Origin of the sequence: Arthrobacter sp. ISL-30 (assembly GCF_018613855.1) — a bacterium.
Lineage (GTDB): Bacteria > Actinomycetota > Actinomycetes > Actinomycetales > Micrococcaceae > Arthrobacter.
In genome coordinates, this window is the sequence record NZ_JAGGPK010000030.1 from 25,316 (window position 1) to 48,962 (window position 23,647).

At 64.7% G+C, this 23,647-nt stretch carries 21 protein-coding genes; 6 read left to right on the forward strand and 15 right to left on the reverse strand.

The window, feature by feature from the left end; all coding sequences use genetic code 11:
- Positions 1 to 88: 88 nt before the first annotated feature.
- The 4 genes from J7E82_RS12505 to J7E82_RS12520 form a co-directional block, all read right to left on the reverse strand.
- The gene (locus tag J7E82_RS12505; protein ID WP_214863102.1) at positions 89 to 1,720 is read right to left on the reverse strand and encodes a helix-turn-helix transcriptional regulator; all 1,632 of its coding nucleotides are present in this window, start codon (positions 1,718 to 1,720) and stop codon (positions 89 to 91) included.
- Between the two features lie 185 nt (positions 1,721 to 1,905).
- Positions 1,906 to 3,516 (reverse strand): chaperonin GroEL, encoded by a 1,611-nt coding sequence (gene groL / locus J7E82_RS12510; protein ID WP_214863104.1) that lies wholly within the window; start codon positions 3,514 to 3,516, stop codon positions 1,906 to 1,908.
- 84 nt (positions 3,517 to 3,600) lie between these two features.
- The gene (gene groES / locus J7E82_RS12515) at positions 3,601 to 3,897 is read right to left on the reverse strand and encodes a co-chaperone GroES (protein WP_211711208.1); all 297 of its coding nucleotides are present in this window, start codon (positions 3,895 to 3,897) and stop codon (positions 3,601 to 3,603) included.
- A 224-nt stretch (positions 3,898 to 4,121) separates the two neighbouring features.
- The gene (locus J7E82_RS12520) at positions 4,122 to 4,535 is read right to left on the reverse strand and encodes a hypothetical protein (RefSeq protein WP_251041827.1); all 414 of its coding nucleotides are present in this window, start codon (positions 4,533 to 4,535) and stop codon (positions 4,122 to 4,124) included.
- Between the two features lie 93 nt (positions 4,536 to 4,628).
- Between J7E82_RS12520 and J7E82_RS12525 the strand changes: the two genes are divergently transcribed.
- A complete protein-coding gene (locus J7E82_RS12525) occupies positions 4,629 to 5,861 on the forward strand; it encodes a class I SAM-dependent methyltransferase (protein WP_214863106.1) in 1,233 nt (410 codons plus the stop codon).
- On the opposite strand, the gene J7E82_RS12530 is transcribed toward J7E82_RS12525, so the two are convergent.
- Positions 5,845 to 6,642, reverse strand: coding sequence for a shikimate 5-dehydrogenase (locus tag J7E82_RS12530; RefSeq protein ID WP_214863109.1), 798 nt, complete (start codon positions 6,640 to 6,642; stop codon positions 5,845 to 5,847). The two genes, J7E82_RS12525 and J7E82_RS12530, sit on opposite strands and share 17 nt — an antisense overlap.
- A 199-nt stretch (positions 6,643 to 6,841) precedes the next feature.
- On the opposite strand from J7E82_RS12530, the gene J7E82_RS12535 reads away from it, so the two are divergent.
- Complete coding sequence (locus J7E82_RS12535) at positions 6,842 to 8,362, forward strand: transposase (protein WP_251041828.1); 1,521 nt, start codon at positions 6,842 to 6,844, stop codon at positions 8,360 to 8,362.
- A gap of 122 nt (positions 8,363 to 8,484) precedes the next feature.
- Here the strand turns inward: J7E82_RS12535 and J7E82_RS12540 are convergent, their stop codons facing one another.
- The 3 genes from J7E82_RS12540 to J7E82_RS12550 form a co-directional block, all read right to left on the reverse strand.
- A complete protein-coding gene (locus tag J7E82_RS12540) occupies positions 8,485 to 8,607 on the reverse strand; it encodes a ribosomal protein bL36 (protein ID WP_214863113.1) in 123 nt (40 codons plus the stop codon).
- A gap of 61 nt (positions 8,608 to 8,668) precedes the next feature.
- Complete coding sequence (locus J7E82_RS12545) at positions 8,669 to 9,751, reverse strand: GTP-binding protein (RefSeq protein ID WP_214863115.1); 1,083 nt, start codon at positions 9,749 to 9,751, stop codon at positions 8,669 to 8,671.
- A gap of 80 nt (positions 9,752 to 9,831) precedes the next feature.
- Positions 9,832 to 11,607, reverse strand: coding sequence for a glycoside hydrolase family 3 protein (locus tag J7E82_RS12550; protein WP_251041829.1), 1,776 nt, complete (start codon positions 11,605 to 11,607; stop codon positions 9,832 to 9,834).
- A gap of 93 nt (positions 11,608 to 11,700) precedes the next feature.
- Here J7E82_RS12550 and J7E82_RS12555 point away from each other — a divergent pair, with 93 nt between their 5' ends.
- Positions 11,701 to 12,852, forward strand: a complete 1,152-nt coding sequence (locus J7E82_RS12555) for a glutamate--cysteine ligase (RefSeq protein WP_214863117.1) — start codon at positions 11,701 to 11,703, stop codon at positions 12,850 to 12,852.
- Between the two features lie 50 nt (positions 12,853 to 12,902).
- On the opposite strand, the gene tsaD is transcribed toward J7E82_RS12555, so the two are convergent.
- The 6 genes from tsaD to J7E82_RS12585 all read right to left on the reverse strand — a co-directional run bounded on the left by tsaD (position 12,903) and on the right by J7E82_RS12585 (position 18,281).
- Positions 12,903 to 14,021, reverse strand: coding sequence for a tRNA (adenosine(37)-N6)-threonylcarbamoyltransferase complex transferase subunit TsaD (gene tsaD / locus J7E82_RS12560; RefSeq protein ID WP_214863119.1), 1,119 nt, complete (start codon positions 14,019 to 14,021; stop codon positions 12,903 to 12,905).
- Positions 14,018 to 14,518 carry a ribosomal protein S18-alanine N-acetyltransferase gene (rimI, locus tag J7E82_RS12565; RefSeq protein ID WP_308113795.1) on the reverse strand — a complete coding sequence of 167 codons (501 nt, stop codon included), beginning with the start codon at positions 14,516 to 14,518 and terminating at the stop codon, positions 14,018 to 14,020. The genes tsaD and rimI overlap by 4 nt, the downstream gene beginning before the upstream one ends.
- On the reverse strand, positions 14,515 to 15,186 hold the full coding sequence (gene tsaB, locus J7E82_RS12570) for a tRNA (adenosine(37)-N6)-threonylcarbamoyltransferase complex dimerization subunit type 1 TsaB (RefSeq protein ID WP_214863121.1): 672 nt from the start codon (positions 15,184 to 15,186) through the stop codon (positions 14,515 to 14,517). Before tsaB ends, rimI begins: the two co-directional genes overlap by 4 nt.
- Complete coding sequence (gene tsaE / locus J7E82_RS12575; protein WP_214863441.1) at positions 15,186 to 15,824, reverse strand: tRNA (adenosine(37)-N6)-threonylcarbamoyltransferase complex ATPase subunit type 1 TsaE; 639 nt, start codon at positions 15,822 to 15,824, stop codon at positions 15,186 to 15,188. Before tsaE ends, tsaB begins: the two co-directional genes overlap by 1 nt.
- 35 nt (positions 15,825 to 15,859) lie before the next feature.
- Positions 15,860 to 17,047 (reverse strand): alanine racemase, encoded by a 1,188-nt coding sequence (alr, locus tag J7E82_RS12580; RefSeq protein ID WP_214863443.1) that lies wholly within the window; start codon positions 17,045 to 17,047, stop codon positions 15,860 to 15,862.
- A 142-nt stretch (positions 17,048 to 17,189) separates the two neighbouring features.
- A complete protein-coding gene (locus J7E82_RS12585) occupies positions 17,190 to 18,281 on the reverse strand; it encodes a carbohydrate kinase family protein (protein ID WP_214863128.1) in 1,092 nt (363 codons plus the stop codon).
- A 133-nt stretch (positions 18,282 to 18,414) separates the two neighbouring features.
- Here J7E82_RS12585 and J7E82_RS12590 point away from each other — a divergent pair, with 133 nt between their 5' ends.
- Entirely contained in the window at positions 18,415 to 19,851 is a 1,437-nt protein-coding gene (locus J7E82_RS12590) for a 6-phospho-beta-glucosidase (RefSeq protein ID WP_214863130.1), read from the forward strand.
- Between the two features lie 123 nt (positions 19,852 to 19,974).
- Here the strand turns inward: J7E82_RS12590 and J7E82_RS12595 are convergent, their stop codons facing one another.
- Positions 19,975 to 20,496, reverse strand: coding sequence for a GNAT family N-acetyltransferase (locus J7E82_RS12595; protein ID WP_214863131.1), 522 nt, complete (start codon positions 20,494 to 20,496; stop codon positions 19,975 to 19,977).
- 121 nt (positions 20,497 to 20,617) lie between these two features.
- Here J7E82_RS12595 and mshA point away from each other — a divergent pair, with 121 nt between their 5' ends.
- A complete protein-coding gene (mshA, locus tag J7E82_RS12600; protein ID WP_214863133.1) occupies positions 20,618 to 21,862 on the forward strand; it encodes a D-inositol-3-phosphate glycosyltransferase in 1,245 nt (414 codons plus the stop codon).
- Positions 21,863 to 21,931: 69 nt separating this feature from the next.
- Positions 21,932 to 23,644, forward strand: coding sequence for a formate--tetrahydrofolate ligase (locus tag J7E82_RS12605; protein WP_214863134.1), 1,713 nt, complete (start codon positions 21,932 to 21,934; stop codon positions 23,642 to 23,644).
- Positions 23,645 to 23,647: the final 3 nt, after the last annotated feature.

Sequence of the window (23,647 nt, forward strand, 5' to 3'; positions counted from 1 at the left end):
GTAGAATTACCCATTCTGTATGGCGGGACGTGGGTATTTTTGGAGGGCGGGCCGGATGCCAGTGTCCTAGTGCCGGCAGGGAGCCTCGTCAATGGAACAGGCCGTGATCGTACGCGTACTTGGTAGCCGCCACGCGGGACTGGACCCCGAGCTTCATGAAGATGTTGCTGACATGCCTCGCCACGGTTTTTTCACTCAGGTACAGCTCGGCCGCAACCATCCGGTTGGCCTTCCCGGCGGCGACGAGCCGAAGGACCTCCACCTCGCGTGCGGTGAGCGGCCCGGACTTCCCGACTCTGTCATTGCCCGTCAGGCTGTCCACGTACATTGCTGCGGGAGCCGCTCCCAGATCCAGGAAATCCGTCTTCGCGGCCTCGTACTCCATCAGGGCAGTGTCCGGATCGCCGAGAGCGGCGAAGGCCCTGCCCACAAGCACCCGGCACCTTGCAGCTTCGAAGGGAGCCTCCAGCTCGCGCCAAAGGCTCCAGGCCCGGCGGATGTTCCTTAGGGCAGCGGCGGGATCCCCTTCTTCCAGCAGGACCGCTCCCTCTGCCTGGGCAGCGATGGCCTGCTCCAGGGGTTTGGGGTTTTCCGACGCGGCCAGTTCGTCCGCCGCCGCCCTGGCGGCAGGCACCTGACCGGCGGCGAGTTCAATCTCGACGACGGACGGCAGCAGAGTGCGCCTGCTGGTTGGATCGGCCATTTCGACAGCCTGCCCAATTAAGCTTTGCGCCTGGGAAATCTTTCCTTGGGCAAGTCGCAGGAGGGCAAGTCCTGGCTGCGGCTCATAACCGCCCTGGCGTGCACGACGATAGGACTCCTCTGCGGCCGCGAAGTCGCCGCGCAGCCTTTCCACCTCGCCTTGATGGTAGTAGGCGCCGAACGCGGCCCAGCCGTCCCCACGACCCGCACGGTCCTGAGCTATCCGGGTGGCAGCCAAGGCCTCTTCCCAAGCTCCGTGCAGGATATACAGTTCGGCCCGGTGCGATTGGCACTGCCCGCTGAACATCACCATGTCCGGCCGGCCGCCGCACCAATGATCCAACGCGGCAGTCCATTCCTGGGCGCGTTGCACGTCGAAGGCCATGCGACAGCTTCCGATGACGGCGCAGTAAATGATGCCTGAAGGAATGGGGGAAACCTCCCCCGCTGTCACAGCCACCATGGCCTCATCCAACAGCGCGAGTCCCTCATCACGGAAGCCAAGGATGATGCGGGACGTTCCTTGCCCCAGTTGCGCCAGGGCGGAAATGTCCTTGTCATTGAAACGCTTCCCATAGCCGAGGGCCTGCCCGAAAAGACCGGCCGCGGCATGGGGATCACCGCCGTACATGGTGCCCAATGCCACCGGAATCAGGAGGAAGCCCTCCTCCGGGCACGTCTCCTCCAGCTCTCCGAGCAGGCGCTGTCCGCGGGACAACCACCCGGAGCTACGTGCCTTTTCCCCCTGGTTCATGAAGTGCATCACCAACCAGCCTGCACAACGCGCAGCCGAAGGAATGTCGCCCATCAGCAGGAATTCTTCGTGGGCCCTTGTCAGGGTGTCGATGCCTTCTGTGGAATGTCCCAGCAGGATGGCGACGGTAGCCAGCCGTTCGAGGTCCTGCGGCGGGATCCCTCCCTCACGTTCGGCCTCACTGAAGTGCGCAAGGGCGTCGCTCCAGCGGTGCTCCGCGTACGCGCTCCGCCCCAAGTCAAGGGCTGTTCCAGGCAGGTTCATGAGGCCTCCCGATACAGAACTGTGCTCGGACGTCGTTGCCCATATCCGTCTTCTACGCGTCACGCTACGCCTGCGGCCGGGCACGCGAAAGGCCCCGACCAGCAGTTCAGTGCTGGTCGGGGCCCTCCGGTTAGAGCGACTCTAGCGAGTGGCTTTAACGAGTGCCTTCGGCAGAGTGGGGGCGATTAGTGCTTGTGGCCCGCGTGTTCGTCTTCCTCGGCGGGCTTCTCTGCAACCAGGGTCTCGGTGGTGAGAACCAGTGCCGCGATAGAGGCCGCGTTGCGAAGGGCTGAGCGTGTGACCTTGACGGGGTCGATCACGCCGGCCCCGATCAGGTCCTCGTATTCACCGCTCTTGGCGTTGAAACCGTGGTTGTCTTCCAGCTCGGAAACCTTGTTGACCACGACGAAGCCGTCGAAGCCGGCGTTCTGGGCAATCCAGCGCAGCGGCTGGACCAAGGCGCGGCGGACGATACCAACGGCGGCTGCCGCGTCACCCTCCAAGGCCTTGACTGCGGAATCCTCGTCCAGCGCCTTGAGGGCGTGGATGAGGGCTGAACCGCCACCGGATACGATGCCTTCTTCGAGGGCAGCGCGGGTGGAGGACACGGCGTCCTCGATCCGGTGCTTCTTTTCCTTCAGCTCGACCTCAGTGGCTGCACCAACCTTGATGACGCCGATGCCACCGGCGAGCTTCGCCAGGCGTTCCTGCAGCTTTTCCTTGTCCCAGTCGGAGTCGGTACGTGCAAGCTCAGCTCGCAGCTGTGCAACACGGTCCGCAACGTCCTCGGCTGAGCCTGCGCCGTCGACGATGGTGGTGTTGTCCTTGGTGACCGTGATGCGGCGGGCGGTGCCGAGAACTTCGAGGCCCACGGTGTCCAGGGAGAGACCCAGTTCGGGGGAAACAACCTGTGCGCCGGTCAGGGTCGCGATGTCCTGCAGCATGGCCTTGCGGCGGTCGCCGAAGCCCGGTGCCTTGACTGCAACAACGTTCAGGGTGCCGCGGATGCGGTTGACGATCAGCGTGGACAGTGCCTCGCCGTCGATGTCCTCTGCAATGATGAACAGCGGCTTGGATGCCTGCAGGGCCTTCTCCAGCAGCGGCAGGAATTCCTGCAGCGAGGAGATCTTGCCCTGGTTGATCAGGATCTGCGCGTCCTCAAGGACGGCTTCCTGCCGCTCAGCGTCGGTGACGAAGTACGGGGACAGGTACCCCTTGTCGAACTGCATACCCTCAGTGAGGACCAGTTCGGTCTGGGTGGTGGAGGATTCCTCAATGGTGATGACACCATCCTTGCCCACCTTGCCAAAGGCCTCGGCCAGCAGTTCGCCGACCTCGTCGCTCTGCGCCGAGATGGCTGCAACGCTGGCAACCTGGGTCCCTTCAACTTCGCTGGCGTTCTCCAGGAGGCGGGCGGCAACGGCTTCAACCGCAACCTCGATGCCTCGCTTGATCTCGCCTGGGGCGGCGCCGGCGGCAACATTCCGCAGGCCTTCCTTGACGAGGGCCTGCGCCAGGACCGTTGCGGTGGTGGTTCCGTCACCGGCGACATCGTTGGTCTTCGTGGCAACTTCCTTGGCCAGCTGGGCACCAAGGTTCTCGTAGGGGTCGTCAAGTTCGACCTCGCGGGCGATCGTCACGCCGTCGTTGGTGATAGTGGGGGCACCCCACTTCTTGTCCAGTACGACGTTGCGGCCGCGCGGGCCGAGGGTCACCTTGACGGTGTTGGCCAGCTTGTCGATGCCGGCTTCGAGCGCACGGCGGGCTGCGTCATCAAACGCAAGCTGTTTTGCCATGGTTTTGTCCTTTCAAGACGGAAATCCCGCACCACGGAATCGGCCAAAGACTTTGACTCGATCTATGGTGCGGGATCCAGGAAGTTACTTTACGACGATCGCCAGAACGTCGCGGGCGGACAGCACGAGGTACTCGTTGCCGCCGGTCTTGACTTCGGTTCCGCCGTACTTGGAGTAGATGACAACGTCACCCACGGTTACGTCAACCGGCACTCGGTTGCCATTGTCATCGAAACGGCCGGGGCCGATTGCAACAACTTCGCCTTCCTGCGGCTTCTCCTGTGCGGAGTCCGGAATTACCAGGCCGGAAGCCGTGGTCTGCTCTGCTTCGAGCGGGCGAACAACAATACGATCCTCAAGAGGCTTAATCGAGACCGACACTCGGATCTCTCCTTTTCATGAGCTAATTCATGGACTAACAGACTAGGGGTGCCGTGGCGTGCAAACCGTCGTCGCGGTGCCGGTTGCTGCCTGGCGGTATTTATTAGCAGCCTCCTAGGGAGAGTGCTAATGAAGACTCTATGTAAGCCATTAGCACTCGGTCAAGGCGAGTGCCAGCGTTTCGTCTCAGGTGAACGCTCGGCGGGGATTCCCCTGCCTGCCGCCTAGCGGCCGGTGAGGTCGTCGAGGTCCACGTCCTCGCCGTCGTCGTCAGTGTTCCGGGGCGTCTTTCCGCGGTTCAGGAACAGGGCTGCTCCACTGGCCAGGGCGACGACGGCGGCAGCCACCAGTCCCACGACCGCTCCAAAGCGGGTCCCGGCGTAGCTGTCACGGATCTCCCGCGCCTCTTCCGTGGCGTCCTGGATGTCCTTGCCGTTCACGGAATAGACGGTTGCATTGAAGGAATCAAGGGCGAAGACAATCATCAGCAGCGCGAGGCAAACGAGGGCTATGGTGATGCCGGCAATCAGGGCGGGCCGGGCGATCCGGGAAAGGGTAGGGGCGGGGGAATGCTCCGCAGGGGCCAGGGTTTCCGGTCGTTTGTTGTCGATGGGCTGCCATGCTGCGTTGTCTTCCATGCTTCAACCCTATCGGCAGGATCCCGCCTCCGAGGATCGGATTACGAGCGCCGAGGGTCGGTGGCGGCAGGACCTGACAGTAGGCTTGTTGCCATGGCTGAAGCATCCCCGGACCAGATTGCCCCGTTGCTCACGACGGAAGGCTGGGAGCTCCTCGCGTCCCTTGGACCCTACAACGAGGCCGAATCGTTCAGCCTGAATGCGGAGCTGCGCAAGGCCGGCCACCCGGCGGAACTCGTGTCCGCCGTCCTGACGCAGTCACGGCTGCGGACCAAAGCCGAGGCAAAATTCGGGGAGTTCGCCAGGCAGATGCTTTTCACCCAGGCTGGGCTCGAACAGGCCACGCGGCTCAACGTCGCGGCGAGGCATGCGGAGCGCTTCGTGAAGGCAGGCGCGTCGCATGTGGCGGATCTCGGTTGCGGCTTGGGCGCCGATTCCATGGCCCTGGCTTCGATGGACATCAAGGTGACCGCAGTCGAGCGGGATGAGACCACCGCAGCCTGCGCCACGATCAATCTGATGGCATTTCCGCACGCAACGGTAGTCCACGCCGACGCGACGGCCATTTCCCTCGACGGTGTGGACGGCGTCTGGCTTGACCCTGCCCGCCGCACCACATCCACGTCGGGAACGAAGCGGATCTGGGACCCTGAGGACTTCTCTCCCCCGCTGTCCTATGTTGAATCCCTCGCGGCCTCTGGCCGGGCAGTTGGAGTCAAGATGGGTCCCGGCATGCCCCACGATTCGATTCCCAAGGGGTGCGAGGCCCAGTGGGTGTCCGTGGGCGGCGACGTCACAGAGGTAAGCCTGTGGTTTAACCGCGTTGCGCGCCCGGGCATCCGGCGCTCAGCGCTGGTGCTGGGGCCCCAGGGCGCGGCGGAAATCAACAGTGCAGAAGACTTCGACGGCGGCCCGGTGGCCGGAGTGGGACCGGTAGAGGGCTTCCTTTACGAACCCGACGGCGCCGTGATACGCGCGGGACTGGTCGCCGACGTCGCTCTCCGGCTGGGCGGCCATCTGGTGGATGAGCACATCGCCTACTTCTGTGCCCCCGAACTCCATGACACTCCCTTCGCGCGGGCCTATCGAGTGTTGGAGGTCATGCCCTACAACATCAAGACCCTCAAGACCTGGGTCCGGGCCAACGGAATCGGCGTACTGGATATCAAGAAGCGGGGCACGGCCGTCACGCCGGAAGAGCTTCGGAAGCAGCTCCTTGGGGGCGGCAAGTCCCGGAACGGCAGAACAGCCACCCTGGTCCTCACCCGGATCGGCGAGGAAAGAGTGGCTGTTGCGGTAGAGCCCGTCACTACTGGGCGCGCATAAACTCTTCCGCGGCACGTACCTGCTCTGTTGTGGGCCGCACTCCGGTGTAGAGCACGAATTGCTCCAGTGCCTGGATAGTGGCCACTTCGGCCCCGGTGATCACGACTTTCCCTGCTGCCCGCGCCGCCTTGATAAGCGGAGTCTCAGCAGGCAGGGCCACCACATCGAACACCACTTTTGCGGCATCCACCGTCTCCAACGGAAATGACAGCGAGTTTTCCTCCATGCCTCCGGCCATGCCTATCGGCGTCACGTTGATGATCATGTCCGCAGTGGCGCCATCGAGTTCCGGCCTCCAACGGAAGCCATACAGCCCGGCGAGTGAGCGGCCGGTTTGCTCGTTGCGGGCAACAACGGTGACGTCCTTGAAGCCGGCATCGCGAAGGGCCGCCACGGTCGCTTTGGCCATGCCTCCGGCTCCCTGGACGACCACTGAGTAATTGGTGGGCACTGCATTCTGCTCGAGCAGTTGTTCGATCGCGGTGTAGTCAGTGTTGTACGCGGTCAGCCTCCCGCCGTCGTTCACGATCGTGTTGACTGAGTCGATGGCCTTGGCCGATGGATCCATGGCATCAACGAGGGCGATGACGTCTTCCTTGTACGGCATCGAGATGGCGCAGCCGCGGATGCCCAGTCCCCTGACCCCTGCAATTGCCAAAGCGAGGTCAGTGGGAGCGAACGCCTTGTAAATCCAATTCAGGCCCAGCTGCTCGTAAAGATGGTTATGGAAGCGCGTCCCGTTGTTGCTGGGGCGGGCGGAGAGCGAAATGCACAAGGTCATGTCTTTATTCAGAATTGGCACAGGCTCCATTTAATCAGTCCGCACCCAACTGAGTAGCAGTTGTTGTCGTTATGGAGGCTGTTGCAGAATCGCTCGGTGTTGCTCCAATCCTTCGTAGGCATGCTCTTGGATGATGGTGTTCATGGCGAAATCGTTCCGGCCGGTGCTTCGGGATCAGGGGTTCTTGCTTCCTGTGGACATGAGGGAATGGCTACCGCCTGACCATCTGGCGTGGTTCCTGATCGATACCATCGAGGCGTTGGATACGACAGGGCTGGAGAAGAGCCGCAAGGTCGGCGGTGCTGGCGCTGCCGGCTATGACCCTCGGATGCTGCTGGCTCTGCTGATGTACGCGTACTGCCGTGGGGTGAGATCCTCTCGCCAGATCGAGCGGCTGTGCTCCACGGATGTCGCTTTCCGGGTCCTGTGCGCACAGGACGGACCGGACCACTGCACGATCGCCAGATTCCGCTCCGACTGCCAGGACGCATTCGAAGACCTCTTCGCCCAGGTGCTGCTGGTCGCCGCCCGGGCCGGACTAGCCCGGTTCGGCACGGTCGCGATCGACGGGACGAAGATCTCCGCGAACGCCTCGATCGACGCGAACCGTAGCCAGGAATGGCTGCAGCAGAAAGTGCGGGAGATGGTCGCCGAGGCGGAAGCAGCCGACGCTGCCGAAGACGCGGCCCGGTCCACCGACGACGTGCTGGAGGACCGGGTCCCACCAGGGCTCGCCGACCCGTCCGGACGGCAGGCCCGGATCCGCGCCGCAGTGAAGGAGATCGCCGAGCAGGCCCGACGCCGCAAGACTGACGAGGCGGCACGGGAGGACGCGGCCCTGGCGCGGCGGCGCCGTTCCGAGGAGGGGAAGCCGGTGGTAGGCCGGATCCCCGAGGGACCGCACCGGCTGGCCGAGGCCGAGGCTCACCTGGCCCGCGAGATCGGCATGCATCAGGCCAAGCTCGACCGGTACGCCGGGCTCCTGGCGGCTGGGAAGAAGCCCATGGGCCGTCCGCCTGTGCCCTTGGATGAAAGCACGCGGGTCCGGCGGGCGGAACGGGTGGTCAAGGCGGCCCGGGCCGCGCAGCAGCAGCGGGAGGGATCCGATGTGAATGCCGGCACTAAGATGCCTTCTGCGGTGGCGAACACCACCGACCCGCAGTCACGGATCATGCCCACACGCCGCGGGTTCCTGCAGGGGTACAACGCGCAGGTCGCGGTCACCGGCGATCACCTCATCGTCGCGGTCAGCCTCGGGCAGTCAACCAGCGACCTGCGCTGCCTGGTGCCAATGATGCGCGCGGCGCAGGACGCGGCGACACGCTGCCATGAGACCACCGGCAGCCCGGTGCACAGAATCGGAACCGTGCTGGCCGACGCCGGCTACGCCAGCAACGCCAACCTGGGCGCTCCCGGGCCCGACCGGCTTATCGCGCTGGGTAAGGGACGCGACCAGGCCAAAGCCGCCGCAACGGAGAAAATGGACGGACCGCCACCCGAAGGGGCGACGCCAAGGCAGTCGATGGCACACAGGCTGCGCACCGAAGAGGGACACTCCCTCTATAAACGCCGCGGAGCGACAGTGGAGCCTACGGTCGGGAACCTAAAGAAGATCCTCGACAGGTTCTCACGCCGCGGGCTCAAACAAGCAGCCAGCGAACTCCACCTGGCCGCCACCGCACATAACCTGATGAAGCTCCACCGAGCCCAAGCGGCCTGACCGGGCAGGGCCGAGCCCATTCGTCGGGCAGCAACCCCTGGCATCGACCTCGGCCTGCATCAGTACCGGACGATTCTGCAACAGCCTCTTTAACGACAACAACTGCCAGCTGGTTGGGCCGCCTAACCCTGGCGTGCTTTGAACCTCGGATTCTTCTTGTTGATCACGAAGGTGCGTCTGCGTCGCCTGACCACCTGGGCGCCGGGAATCTTCTTGAGGGCTCGAAGCGAGTTTCTGACTTTCATGGTTCTCCTTATGGTTGTAGGCGATGGTTGTACACTCTGTTGCCGCACGGATGTAGCGGATTTAAAGGCTGCTTTCCAGCCCGAGCGGATCTTCCAGGACCCCAAGACCGGAAGACATTTCATCTGCCGACACCTGGCACGAATCCAGAAGCGAACGGATCTCCCCAGCGTCGACGTCATCCTGCCGGCCCGTCACTGCGATGACTGTGCCGCGGTCGTCGATCTGCGGCTGCCAATCTCCGGTGCTCTCCAGCCATACCCTTGGGCCCACTCCTTGGACGGCAATCCTCTTGCTCGCCGCAGACGCAATCCAGAGGCGACCGCGCAACCAGTGCGAGCCGGCCGCCAACTCCGGCAGCGCCTGGGTGAAGCGGCCGGGATGCAATGGCCTGGGCACCGAGTGGAGCACAGTGTGGAAGGGACCTGTTGCTGCCTCCTCTGGAACCCTGACGGTTCCGCGCCGGGTCCTGGCCCGCGCCTCGGTAGGGTTGTAGCAGCCTGGCCGGAAGACATCGTGGGCCTCCGAGACCGTGGCATGCGGAGCAAGCTGCCTGATGAGGGCATTGCCGTGACCCCAAGCTTCGGACGCTTCTGCCGGTCCGCCACCAAGGATGGGGCCAAGCCTGGAACCGATGCCAGGCTGGGCCATCACCGTATCCACACGCAGCAATTCCCCCACAAGGAACTCGCCACTGGTACGGTCATCCTCCGGCATCGAGGTGAAGCCGGATTCGTAAAGCGTGTGCTTGTCCCAAATGTGGTCCTCAAGCTCCGCCGGGTCCACTGCGAGCACCGCGTTGTCAATCGTCACGGCGGAACCCAGGGCACGACGGATGTCCGTGAGCGCAGCTTCAACGGAAACCCCGGGCGGCAGGCCCAGTACGGCGTGACCATAGCCGAGCCCGGCCAGCCGTTCCACTGTGGGGACCACGTCCAAGCGCACCGTGCAGCTAAGGCATCCGTGCTCAAGGATGGTTTCGGACCTTTCCAGGAGTGATTGACCCAGCCGGATCCTGCGGAGCACGACGGAGCCCTCCAGCAGGTCATGGTGGACCACAACGGATCCTGGATTAGCGACCGCCACCCGCTCTGAAGCTTCTTCGCGGCATTCGGAATCAAGCGAACTTACAACGGAAAGGTGCATTCCTTCATGCTAAATGGAAACCATTCTCATTAGCAAAAGAAGCAGGCAATTCGTGAATGCGTTCTGGTCGCGGGTAACCGTTACTCGCACCCGCTGCCTTCGGGATAGTCCCCGACGTCGGCGGGCAGCTTTCCGGGGGCCGCAGCCTTGCCGGTCAGGACGGCCAGCAGGGCGTCGAAGGCGGCCGGCGTCCGCCCATACAGAGCGATTTTCGTCGGCGCCGTGGATCCTGCCAGCGGCGAGGGAGTGTCCAGCGCAACGGCAACGTGCCCCGTCACGGCGCCACTGCCGTACCCGGCCAGGGAGACCATCGGCCCTGTTCCCACAGCGACGCCCGCCCTGCGGGCCGCGGCGGTGAAGCGCTCACGTTCCAGTGCAGAGCCTCCCGAGAGCGACACGGAGGACGGAATCAGCCGCCCGGTGCATGGTCCTTTCACGACTGTGACGGCGGCGGCGGAGACAGCAGCCGATGTGGCCGCCCCTCCACCAACCGGAGCGGGCGCAGGGCGGGATCGAGTGTGCCACATCATCATTGCCACAACCCTGACCGCGGCTTCATCCAGCCTCTCGGCACTCAGCCGACCCTCCCGCAAGGCCGCCAGGATTCCTGCATGGGCGGCGCGGACGTTCCCCGGCATCAGCAGCAGGTCCGCACCCGCGGTCAGGGCGAGTGCAGCGGCCGATTCGCCCGGATACGACGTGGTGATCGCGCCCATATTCAGGGCGTCCGTCACGATGACCCCTTGGAAGCCCAGGCTTCGGAGGGCATCATAGTTCGCCTTGGAGACGGAAGCCGGCACTCCTGGTTCCAGTGCCGGCACCGCGATGTGCCCCATCATGATCATCGGCAGGCCGGCGTCGATGGCTTTCCGAAACGGCTTCCAGTCCCGCGCCTGCAACTGCTCAAGGGATGCGCTCTGGACGGGAAGTCCCTTATGGGAGTCGACGGTGACGGACCCGTGGCCGGGAAAGTGCTTCACGGCGGGCAGCACTCCGGATGTCAGCATGCCGGCTCCGAACGCTACGGCCAGCCGGCCCGCCAGCTCTGGATTCCCTGCCATGGACCGTGAGCCGATGGTAGGATCAGCGGCGCCCATGGTGACGTCCGCGTTGGGCGCGAAGTCCACAGTAAAGCCCAGTCCGGCCAGCTCGGCACCAAGGGATCTTCCTCCCTCGGCGGCAAGGGAGTCCTTTCCCGCTGCCCCGTAGCTCAGTGGCGTGGGCCATTCGGTAACGGGTGCTCCCAGCCGGGACACGAGGCCTCCCTCCTGGTCCACCCCGACCAGCCCCTTCCACGGCCTGCCGTCCGCCCTGGCAGCCTCTCCCAATTGCCTGGTCACCGTTGCCAGGGCAGCCGTATCCACCCCGCCATCGGGCGCCTTGGGCACGTTGTCGCCCATCACGATGCTGCCGGAAAGATGGAGGTCCCTGATCGCTGCGAGTTGCGCCGCCGGGTCCTTTCCCGTGTAAACCGGCATCAGCACCTGCCCGGCCTTTTGCTCGGGAGTCATGGCGGCCACTGCAGCACGTGCCGCCTCCAGGTCCTTACGCAGGGGCCCCCAGCCCAAGGGCTGCTCACCGCCCGGCGTGGCGTCCGACGTCGGGCGTCCAGCGTCTGCGGGACCAGGCGATGTTCCGGTGGGGTCAGGAGAGGAGTTCGGCCCGGACTGCGGAGAGCTTTCAGGCCCTGTAGAGGCGTGGGGTTTGGGGGCCGGCGTCGAGCAGGAGGTTGCTGCGAGCGCGATGCCGACGGAGGCCGTCATCACCATCATGCGCGTCCGGCCGGGGCCGTTGAGAAGACGGTTGAGAAGGCCGGTGACAAGGCCGTTGAGAAGGCCGTTGAGAAGCTGTGCCATTAGTTCGATGCTACCCCTGCACTAGACTGGAGCCATCCGCTGGCGGCCCCTGCGGTCGTTGCAACGGGAATTTCTCAATACCGAGGGGACCACGTGCAGATCGACTTCGCTACTTCCAGGCAATCGACCCTTGGGGTCGAGTGGGAGCTTGCCCTGGTCAACGCGCGCACTGGTGAATTGGTCTCCGTAGCCAACGAGGTCCTGAGCGGCGTCAAAGCCAAACACCCCGAGCTCAACGAAGACGACGAGCACCCCCACATCAAACGGGAACTGCTGCTCAACACTGTGGAGCTGGTGACAGGGATCTGCGAGACGGTCAAGGAAGCCAAGGAAGACCTCCGCCGCTCCGTGGAGGCCGTCCGGGACGTTACTGATCCCATGGGCGTGGAACTGTTCTGCGCGGGCAGCCATCCCTTCAGCCCGCCGCAGCTTCAGCCCGTGACGGATAAACAACGCTATGCCAAGCTCATCGACCGCACGCAGTGGTGGGGCCGGCAAATGGTGATCTACGGGGTACACGTCCACATCGGCCTGGACCGCCGGGACAAGGCACTCCCCGTGCTCGACGGTCTGGTCAACTACTTCCCGCACTTTCAGGCGTTATCCGCTTCCAGTCCGTTTTGGGGCGGGGAGGACACCGGCTATGCCTCCCAGCGTGCGCTGATGTTCCAGCAGCTTCCGACGGCGGGACTTCCGTTCCAGTTCGGCACCTGGGCAGAGTACGAGTCCTACGTCCAGGACATGTTCACCACCGGCGTCATCGACACCCTCTCCGAAATCCGCTGGGACATCCGGCCGGTGCCCGCCCTGGGCACCATTGAAATGCGGATCTGCGACGGCCTGGCCACTCTTGAGGAAGTGGGTGCCATTGCGGCCCTGACCCAGTGCCTGGTGGATGAATTCTCCTCGACCCTGGACGCAGGCGGCAGCATCCCCACCATGCCTCCCTGGCATGTCCAGGAGAACAAGTGGCGGGCGGCACGTTACGGCATGGACGCCATCATCATCCTGGACGCCGCCAACAACGAAATGCTGGTCACCGACCACCTGCTGGAGACCCTGAACCGCCTGGAACCGGTTGCCGCCAAGCTCGGCTGCAGCGATGAACTGGCCGATGTTGAAAAAATCATCGCCCGGGGCGCGGGCTATCAGCGGCAGCGCAGGGTAGCCGCCGAACACGGCGGCGACCTACAGGCTGTGGTGCTGGACCTCGTTCGGCAGATGCGGCAGGGACCCGACGCCTAAAGGGCATTCCCGGTGCGGCACTCGTAAAGAGGCGCCGTGGAGGGAATCCCTTAGAGCGACACCCTGCTCACCGGCATCGACGAATCCGGCGCGAAGCGCAAGCCGCTGGGGCCGATCCCGGCCATGATCAGCTGGGCACCAAGGGCTGCCACCATCGCCCCGTTATCCGTGCACAGTGGCAGCGGCGGAACATGGAGCCGAATCCCCGCGGAGGTGCAGCGCTGCTCGGTGAGCTCCCGGAGCCGCGAATTGGCGGCGACGCCCCCGCCCAGCAGGACATCAGTAATGCCATTCTCACGGCAGGCCAGGACGGCCTTGGACGTAATGACGTCCACCACGGCCTCCTGGAAGGCGGCCGCGATGTCGGCTACCGGTATCTGCTCTCCGCTCGCCTCGAACTGCTCCACGCAGCGTGCCACCGCAGTCTTGAGCCCGCTAAAGGACCAGTCGTACCGGTGTGGTCCCGGTTCTTCCGCCGTTCCCATGTACTTGGGCTGAGTCAGTCCGCGCGGAAAACGGATGGCCTTGGGATTGCCCTGGCGGGCAAGCTTGTCGATTACGGGTCCGCCCGGATAGCCGAGGCCGAGGATGCGGGCAACCTTGTCGTAGGCCTCGCCTGCGGCGTCGTCAATCGTTGACCCCAGGAGCTCCACGTCATCCGTGATGCTGCGAATCCGCAGAATTTCCGTGTGCCCGCCGGAAACCAGCAGTGCGCCAAGGGTGTCGGGGAGCAGCTTCCTGCCGCCGCCCGCGGACGTCGCCGGGGTGCCGTCCAGCAGGCCGACGCCGACGTGGGCCACCAGGTGATTGATGGCATACAAGGGCTTTTCCGTTGCTACGGACAGTGCCTTGGCTGCGCATACCCCGACCATGAGGGCACCAGCCAGCCCTGGTCCGGACGTGACGGCGATCGCGTCGATGTCCTCTAGGCTCACCCGTGCCTCATGGAGCGCCTCCTCCAAGGTGGGAATGAACGCGTCCAGGTGGGCCCGTGACGCGATCTCCGGGATCACCCCGCCAAAGCGCACATGCTCATCCATGGAGGAGGAGACGGTGTTGGTCAGCAGGGCCGTCCCCCGCACAATTCCGACGCCGGTCTCATCGCAGGAGGATTCGATTCCCAAAACCAACGGAGCAGCCTTGCCATTGATGCCGCTGAGCGTGTTCATACCGCAGTCCCTCCGCCTTCAGGCAGATCCAGCTGCAACCTCATGATGAGGGCGTCGACGCCGTCGCGATAGTAGCGGGGGCGCACATGGATCTGCTCAAACCCGAAACGCGTGTACAGTTCCTGGGCGCGCGGGTTATCCCGGCGGACCTCGAGGAGTACATCCGCTGCCTTCCGGCGTCGAGCTTCTTCGATGAGTTCAGTCAGCAGCGCTGATCCTATTCCCTTACCCTCGAACTCCGGGACCACGGCAATGGTCTGGATGTCTGCGATCGGTTCGATGCACATCAGCCCCGCATAGGCCACCACCGAGCCCGCCGCTTCCGCCACGAGGTACCGGCGGGTATCGGTCTGGGACAGTTCGTCGAAGAACATCTGCATGGGCCAGGCATCCACGGGAAAGAGACGGCGCTCAAGGGCTTCGACCGCGGGAACGTCGTCCATGGTCATGTCTCGGATGGCGATGCCGGGCAGGACCGGCTTGGGGGAGGTTTTCACAAGGCACGCTTCCTGGGACCCGGGACCTGGGCATCCGATTCCCGCAGATACAGCGGTGTGGAGTCGAGCAGGATATCTCCAGCCGCCAGCTTGGCCAGGGCGGCCTGGCCCAGTGAGGCGGCATCAGGCTGCCGTTCCCTGAAGTCCTCGACAGCGTTGACGACGTCGGCGTACAGGCCTGCCCCTGCTCCAAAGACGGGCAGTTCGGGAAGCTCCGTTGCATGTCCGACATGGGGGCCGTCCATGAGGATCGGCAATTGTCCCTCGCTAAGCGTGTACCGGGCCCAGTAGACCTCCTTGCGCCGGGCGTCGGTAGCCACCAGGAACTCCGGAACGGCCGAGGTTGATTCCGCCACTTCCAGGGCAATGGCGTCCAGGCTCATGAGGCCATAGAGGGGTTTGCCCCATACGAAGGCCAGGGTCCGCGCCGTCGCGATGCCGGACCTGAGCCCGGTGAAGGGTCCGGGTCCCACACCCGTCACGATTGCGTCGATCTCTTCACCGCTAACCTCGGCGGAGGCGAGCAGCTGTTGAATGCCGGGCGCAAGGACTTCCGCGTGGCTCCTGGTGTCTTCGGTGGAAAAGGAGTCCACCACCAGTTCCATGGCTTCATCCGAAATGAGCGCGGCGCTGGCCACCGCGGAAGTATCAATGGACAGAATCAGCATCAGTTGCCGCCTCCCGGAGTGCCCTGAACACCGGCGTCCTGAGCTTCGGCGTCCTGAACTTCGGTGTCCTGCGCGGACGTGGGGAGTGCCGGGGCCTCAGCCCAGCGGGGCCCATAGCCCCTCAGTACGATCGTTCGCGGCTCGTCGTCGTCCTCGGATCCGAAGTCCAGCGTGCCTTCACCTGAGCTGCCGGAGCCTGAGCCCGCCGAGACTGAGCCGACAGTTCGGTGCAGTTCGATATCGAGACGGCTTTCGGACAGATGCTCAACCCTTCCGCGGCCCCATTCCACAACGGTCACGGCCGAGTCCATGGTGTTTTCGAGATCGATATCGTCAATCTCGGCAGCCGACTCCAGCCGGTAGGCGTCGACGTGCACCAGGTCCGGACCTCCGGGGCGGGGTCCGTCGGGAAGGTTGGGATGAATGCGCACCAGCACGAACGTCGGGGAAATGATGCCCGCCCGGACGCCCAGTCCCTCTCCCAGGCCCTGGGTGAACGTGGTTTTCCCGGCCCCCAGCTCACCAGTGAGCACCAGGAGGTCTCCGGCTTCCAGTACCCGCGCAAGAGCTGCGCCGAACGCGTGAGTCTCCTCCGCCGTCGACACCCTGAACGAGCGCTCCCAGAGGGCCTCGCTCATGACGCGGTCAGCCTCGCCCATGATCCGTCCCTCCTTCATGATTCGACGACGGCGGTGGCCGGGGATACTTCGTTCACGTACGTCCGGGGTACCCGGGGACTAATCCGGGTGACGATCTCGTAGTTGTTCGTTTGGGCGGCCTCGGCCCAATGGTCGGCAGTGGGGCCGCCGTCCAGGCCGTCGCCGAACATCACGGCTTCAGCGCCGAGCAGGCTGCCGTCACGTGGGGCGTCGGCCCCGAGGTCCAGGACCATCTGGTCCATCGCGATCCGGCCGACCACCGGGTAGTTGGTGCCGTTGATGCGGACGGGACCGCCCGTGGCGATCCGGGGGACACCATCGGCGTAGCCAAGCGGAATCAGCGCCAGCGAGCTTTCTCCGGACGTGTGATAGTTCAGTCCGTAGGAGACGCCCTGGCCCTCCGGAACCACCTTGCAGTTGGACACAAGGGTCCGTACGGTCATCGCCGGACGCAGGCCGAGCTCCTCGGATGTCTGGCCGATGAAGGGGGAAAGTCCGTAAATGCCCAGACCCACGCGGACCAGGTCGAAGTGCGTGTCAGGGCGCGACAGGGTGGCCGGGGTATTGGCCAGATGGCGGACTTCGGTGTCCACGCCGGCATCGGCGGCAATCGCGAGGGCCGCGCGGAACGCCTCAAGCTGCTCGTCCGTCTCCGGGCGGTGCGGCTCGTCTGCCACGGCAAGATGCGAGAAGATCCCCACCACCCGCAGCAGTCCCTGGTCCTGGTATTCCATCGCTTCGCCCACCAGGCTGTCCCAGCGGGCGATGGTGACGCCGTTGCGGCCCAGGCCGGTATCCACTTTGAGGTGGACACGGGCGGGACGCTCCTGCTCGCGAGCAGCCGCGACGACGCGGTCCAGCTCCCAGCCGGAAATGCCAATATCGACGCCGGCAGCGACAGCCGCCGCGAAGTTGCTTTCGCGTGTGTGCAGCCAGGCGAGCAAAGGCGAGTCGATACCGGCGGCACGAAGGACGAGCGCCTCAGAGATGTGGGCCACGCCCAGCCAGCTCGCCCCGGCCTCGACTGCCGCCCGAGCCACCGGGACGGCGCCATGGCCGTACCCATCGGCCTTCACAACTGCCATCACCTTGGCGGGGGATGCTGCTGCCGCAAGCCTGCGGACGTTGTGGCGGATCGCTTCGAGATCGATGACTGCGGAGCGCTCCAATACCCGTGCTGGCTGTGTTTCAGTTTCGGGCATGGAGTTGGGTGCTGCTTGGTAAGTCACCCTAGAGATTCTAGTGGCGGGGCGGCGCCACTAATTAACGAGCCCCACTAAGGGACCAGTCATGCTGCGGCGGCGGCCCATGTTTTGCTCAAGGGGTTAGTTTTGCCGCAAGCAGTCACGCGTCCGAGAGATGCGCGATGGTAGCGGTGGCGCGCCGCTGGGCAGTCTGGGGCACGTCGCTGATGATCTCCTCCAGGAACGTGAAGCGCCTCAGCCACTGGCTCGATTGCCGCTCCGGCCGGGAGTGGGCGCGTTGCCACCAGTCAGCGATGTCGCCCCAGCCCGGCGCCGCGAGCGATCCCCCGACCTGTTGCACGGCGAGGGACGCGCACAGATTGGCGAATCGGAGCCGGTCACCGAGCCGCCAGCCCGCAAGGCTGCCCAGGATGAACGCGGCGCTGAAGCAGTCCCCCGCGCCAGTGGGGTCGTACGCGGTCACTGGGAGCGACGGCACCCACTCCTCTTCGCCGGTTTCGGAGTCAACGGCCATTGCGCCCTGCGCGCCGAGGGTAACGACGGCCACCGGCACACGGTCCGCGAGCGCGTAGAGCGCCGACCAGGGGTCGTTCTTCCCGGTGAAGGCCATGGCTTCGAGCTGGTTGGGCATGAACGCGTGGAAGTGCTCCAGTTGCTGGAGGCGCCTCTCCGACCATTGCCCACTGGGGTCCCAGCCGACATCGCCGAACAGTTTGGTCCCCGCGTCCTTGGCCGCCAGCATCCAGGGTTCCATTTCCTCCCCCAGGTCCGCGACGGCGGCGAGCGCGGTGGGCGGTTCGCCGATCAGCTCCGAATTGGTCACCGGGGCGGGGTGCCCGTGCGTCACCATCGACCGGTCATGGTTGATGCTCATGGAAACAGTCACCGGCGAATGCCAGCCTGGAACTCGCCGTGAACGGGAGAGATCCACATGCTCCTGGCTCTCGAGGATCTTCCAGTTGTAGTCCCCATAGCCGTCGTCTCCGAAGGCTGCGGCCAGGCTGGTGCGCAATCCGAGCCTCGTGGCGGCGATGGCTTGGTTGGCTACTCCCCCGGGACAGGTGCCCATCCCGTCACTCCACACTTCCGTGCCCGGCTCGGGCGCCTTCTTCAATCCCGTAAAGATGATGTCCTGGAAGACCGTCCCCGCCAGGAAAAGGTCGCAGTGGCTCGCCTCTGCTTCCCTGACGGCAGCGAGGGGATCGAACGGTTGCCTTGGCTTGGCCTCCATGCACCGCAGACTACGCCGTGCATGCGTCGCTGCAAAGTGACGGCCCAAATGTCCAATGCAGGTTTCACTGCCCAGGCACCGCTCGTTCACCTAAGGTCCGCCTGAGGACGGCAGCTGAGCATAGACTGCTGGCATGCGGCTCATGATTGCCGGTGGCGGCGGGTTTCGGGTTCCTTTGATCTACAGGGCATTGTGTTCCGCCCGCTATGGCGGTCTGGTGGAGGACGTGGTGCTTTACGACGTCGATCCTGCCCGGCTGGACGCCATCACCGTAGTGCTGGACGCCATGCCCGTGAAGGGGTCCGCCACTCCCCCGGCGGTGACGGCCACGACGTCGCTATCGGATGCGCTCGACGGAACGGACGCCGTGTTCGCCGCGATCAGGCCCGGCGGGACAGCGGGCAGGGTGGCGGACGAGAAAGTAGCCCTGGACCTTGGCCTGCTTGGCCAGGAAACCACCGGCGCCGGTGGCATCTCCTACGCGCTGCGCTCTATTCCGCCCATGCTGGAACTGGCCACGGCCATGCAGGAACACTCCCCGGAAGCATGGCTGATCAACTTCACCAACCCCGCGGGGATGATTACAGAAGCCCTCGTTCCCGTGCTGGGCCACAGGGTCATCGGAATCTGCGACTCGGCGGGTGCCCTGGTCAAGCATGCCGCAAGGGCTGCCGGGGTGCGGCTGCCGGAGGGGCGGCTCGACGGCGTCGGCTACTACGGGCTGAACCACCTCGGCTGGCTGTACAGGCTTGTTGTGGAAGGCCGCGATGTGCTTCCCCAACTGATCGCCGATGCCGAGGCCCTCGCCAGCTTCGAGGAGGGCCGCCTGTTCGGCAAGCAGCTGTTGGAACGCCTGGGATGCATTCCCAACGAGTACCTGTTCTACTACTACGAGACTGCCCGCGCCACGAGCGCCATCAAGGCGATGCCGGAAAGCCGGGGCGAGTCTATCCATCGCCAGCAGGCGGATCTCTACCCTCGCCTGGCCGCCGCAGTGCCCGCGTCTGGCTCTGCCCCCGCTTCAGGTTCAGGTCAGGACGAAGCCGATGCCTTCCGGCTCTGGGATCAGGCGAGGAAGTCGCGTGAGGAAGGCTACCTGGCTGAAAGCCGCAACAAAGATGAGCGGCGGGACGAAGAAGATCTCGTGGGCGGCGGTTACGAGGACGTTGCGCTGTCCGTCCTGCAGGCAGTCGCTGGCGGCGGAAAGATTGACCTCATCCTGAATCGGCCCAATGTACTAGTCTCCGCAGACGCTGGCACCCTAGACTCCGTTCCCGTGGCGGTGCCCGGACTCCCCGCGGACGCCGTCGTCGAGGTTCCCTGCACGGTAAGCCACGACGGCGCCGCTCCCCTGCCGCAGGACAGTCCCGGAGGCGCGCAGCTGACCCTGATGAAGCACGTGAAGGAAGTGGAGCGGCTGACCATCCGTGCCGTCAAGGAAGGGGATCGTGCGGCGGCGGTACAAGCTTTCGCAGAGCATCCCCTGGTGGGCTCGGAGGCTTTGGGTCGCAGCCTCCTCGCCGGGTACGAAGAGGCCTTCCCCGCGCTCCGGAACCTGTGGAAGGCCTGAGGCTTCCCCATCCCCAACTGAGTCGCAGTTGTGGTCGTTAAAACGCGTTTTTAACGACCACAACTGCCAGTCACTTGGGTGCTCCGGGCGTTCCGGTCGCATGAGGTTTGGGGTGCCGGGCGCCTAGAGTTTCCTGTACATCACGTGGAGGCCGACATAGCCCAGCTTCGGGTGGCGGAACGCGTCAGGGATGGTGGCGAGGATCCGGAAACCCATCGATTGCCACAGCCCCACAGCGCGGACGTTGCTCTCAACCACGGCATTGAACTGCATCGCCTCGAAGCCCGCCCGGCGCGCAGTTTCCAGCGAGTAGGCGCAGAGGGCACGTGCCACACCTTTGCCACCGTGGTCCTGGTGGACCATGTATCCGGCATTTGCCACATGGCTTCCCCCGCCGCCCTGGTTGGGGTGAAGCTCTCCGGTACCAATGACCACGCCGTCCTGAACAGCCACGAAGGTTTGTCCGGGGGCGGCCTTGAACCAGCGTGAACGGGCCTCGTCCTCGCCTGTGTCACGTTCCCAGGTGAAGGTCTCGCCGGCACGGATGACCGGTTCCAGGATGGCCCAGATACCCGGCCAGTCGCCGGTTACTGCCTCTCGGATCTCGAAGTCCGGCCGCCGCTCGGCTTTACTCGTCTCAGTCACAGCCGCCACGATAGCAGCCCCGTCAGACGACCTCGCCACAGGGCGTTCCCCGCCCGCCCAGGAGTAGTGTTTTGTCCATGACCGCCCCACACGCGAACGCCGACGGCTTGGAAGGACAGCCGTGTCCCTGATCCGCCGCGTCGCGTTCCTCTCCCTCCACACTTCTCCCCTTGAACAGCCGGGCTCCGGCGACGCGGGAGGTATGAACGTCTATGTGCGTTCCCTTGCTGCAGCCCTGGCAGACCATGGGGTGGAAGTGGAGATATTCACGAGGTCGACGTCGGTGGGCCAACCCGCCGTAGAACATCCCGCCCCGGGCGTGTGCGTCCACAATGTGATGGCGGGCCCCCCGCGAAAGCTGCCGAAAGAGGAGCTGCCCGAGCTGCTGCACAGCATGGTCGCGGAGATCGACAGGATCCGGCAGCGCCAGCCGCACGGGCGCTATGACGTCGTCCATTCCCACTACTGGGTTTCCGGAGTGGCCGGCCTGGAGCTGTCGCAGCTGTGGAACGTCCCGCTGGTGCACACCATGCACACCATGGCGAAGGTGAAGAACCAGCTGCTGCATTCGGGCGAGCGGCCGGAACCGCGCCGCCGGGAAGAGGGCGAGCAAAGGATCGTGGACGGGGCTACGAGGCTTGTGGCCAATACCCCGGCAGAAGCCGCCGAGCTCGTTTCGCACTACCATGCCGACTTCGACCGCATCGACATAGCTCCTCCCGGCGTAGACCTGGCCGTTTTTACGCCGGCGTTCCGCGCCAAAGCCCGTGCCGTCCACGGGATCCGGCCGGGCAGCTTCCATCTGCTGTTCGCCGGACGCATCCAGCGCCTCAAGGGGCCGCAGATCTTCATCCAGGCGGCGGCGCTGCTGCGTGAACGCAGGCCGGACATTGATCTGCAGCTCACCGTCCTGGGGGCGTTGAGCGGGGCCAAGGACTTCAACTTCAAGTCGCTCGTCACCGCGGCCGGGATGGACGACGTCGTAACGCAGCACCCTCCGGTAGGCGCCGTCAAGCTGGCCAGCTGGTTCCGCTCCGCCGACGTCGTTGTTATGCCCTCCTACAGCGAGTCGTTCGGGCTCGTGGCCCTGGAGGCACAGGCTTGCGGCACGCCTGTCGTCGCTACCAACGTCGGCGGCCTGTCCCGAGCGGTATCGGACGGCAGGACAGGGATGCTCGTCGACGGCCACAAGCCCTCGCACTGGGCGGATGCCTTGGAGGCCCTCTACGACGATCCCCGCACCCGGGAAGACATGGGACGGGCTGCAGCTGTCCACGCTGAATCCTTTGGATGGCCGCGGACCGCCGCGATCTCGCTCGAAAGCTACCATGCGGCAACGGGGAGTGTCCTGGTGCCGCCCGTCTGAGTCCCGTTCGGATGGTTCACCTCAGTTCGTTAGTTCGGGTAGCGCCAAAGAGAAAGTTGGAGGACAAGGATGTCTGAAGCCACCCCGCAGCCGCGCCAAGGCCTTACTGATCTCGAGATTGCCCGAAATGCGGGGATCCTGCCTATTGAGGAGATTGCGGGCAAGGCGGGAATTCCTGCCGACGCCCTCGAGCTTTATGGCCGCTTCAAAGCGAAGATCGATCCCGCTCGGCTTCGACTCCCCGGAGGTGCGCAGGGCAAGGCGCAGGGCAAGGTTGTCCTTGTTTCGGCGATGTCCCCTACGCCCGCCGGAGAAGGGAAGTCCACCACAACGGTGGGCCTTGCGGATTCCCTCGCGCGCGCCGGCCACAAAGTGATGATTGCCCTGCGCGAGCCGTCGCTGGGACCCATCCTCGGTATGAAGGGCTGCGCCACTGGAGGCGGGTACTCCCAGGTGCTGCCCATGGACGAGATAAACCTGCATTTCACCGGGGACTTCCATGCGATTACGTCGGCCAACAATGCGCTCATGGCCCTCGTGGACAACCACATCTTCCACGGCAACGAGCTCAACATCGATCCCCGGCGAATGACGTTCAAACGTGTCCTGGACATGAATGACCGCGCACTGCGCGAAGTGGTCATCGGGCTGGGAGGGCCCTCCCAGGGCGTCCCGCGCCAGGACGGGTTCGACATCACAGTGGCGTCGGAGATCATGGCAGTGTTCTGCCTTGCCACCGATATCATCGACCTGCGGGAACGCCTGGGCCGCATCACCTTCGGCTACAGCTATGACCGGGAACCGATCACCGTCGCCGACCTGGGAGTCCAGGGTGTCCTGGCAATGCTCCTGAAGGATGCCATCAAGCCCAACCTCGTCCAGTCCATCGCCGGGACTCCGGCACTGGTCCACGGAGGGCCCTTCGCGAACATAGCCCATGGCTGCAATTCGCTCATCGCCACCCGCACGGCGCAGCAGCTGTCCGACATCGTGGTGACGGAAGCAGGCTTCGGCGCGGACCTCGGCGCAGAAAAGTACATGGACATCAAGTCGAGGGTGGCGGACGTGGCGCCCTCCGCCGTCGTGGTTGTGGCGACGATCCGAGCCCTCAAAATGCAGGGCGGCGTACCCAAGGAGCGGCTCGCCGAGCCGAATATCGAAGCCCTTGCCTCCGGGGTGGACAACCTGCGGCGGCACGTGCGGAACGTGGAGAAGTTTGGCATCGCGCCGGTGGTGTCCATCAACCGTTTTGCCAGCGACGCGCCCGAGGAACTGGATTGGCTCCTCCAGTGGTGCTCGCAGGAGGGCGTGGACGCTGCCGTCGCCGATGTGTGGGGTCGTGGGGGCGGGGGCGACGGCGGAGATGAGCTCGCGGCCAAAGTCGCCAAGGCGGTATCGGCGTCGTCGTCTTTTCGACATCTGTATCCGCTGGACCTGTCTGTGGAGGACAAAATCCGCACCATCGCCCAGGAGATCTACGGAGCCGACGGCGTCGAATTTTCCGTCCCGGCCCAAAGGCGGCTGGCCGATATCGAGAAGAACGGTTGGGGCCGACTGCCTGTCTGCATGGCCAAGACTCAGTATTCCTTCACTGACGACGCCACCCGGCTGGGAGCACCCAAAGGCTTCATCATCCACGTGCGCGAGCTGATACCGAAGACGGGGGCGGGCTTCATCGTGGTCCTGACCGGCGCGGTGATGACCATGCCCGGGCTGCCGAAGGAACCGGCGGCCATGCGGATGGACGTGGACAACGAGGGCAGGCCGGTAGGGCTCTTCTGACAC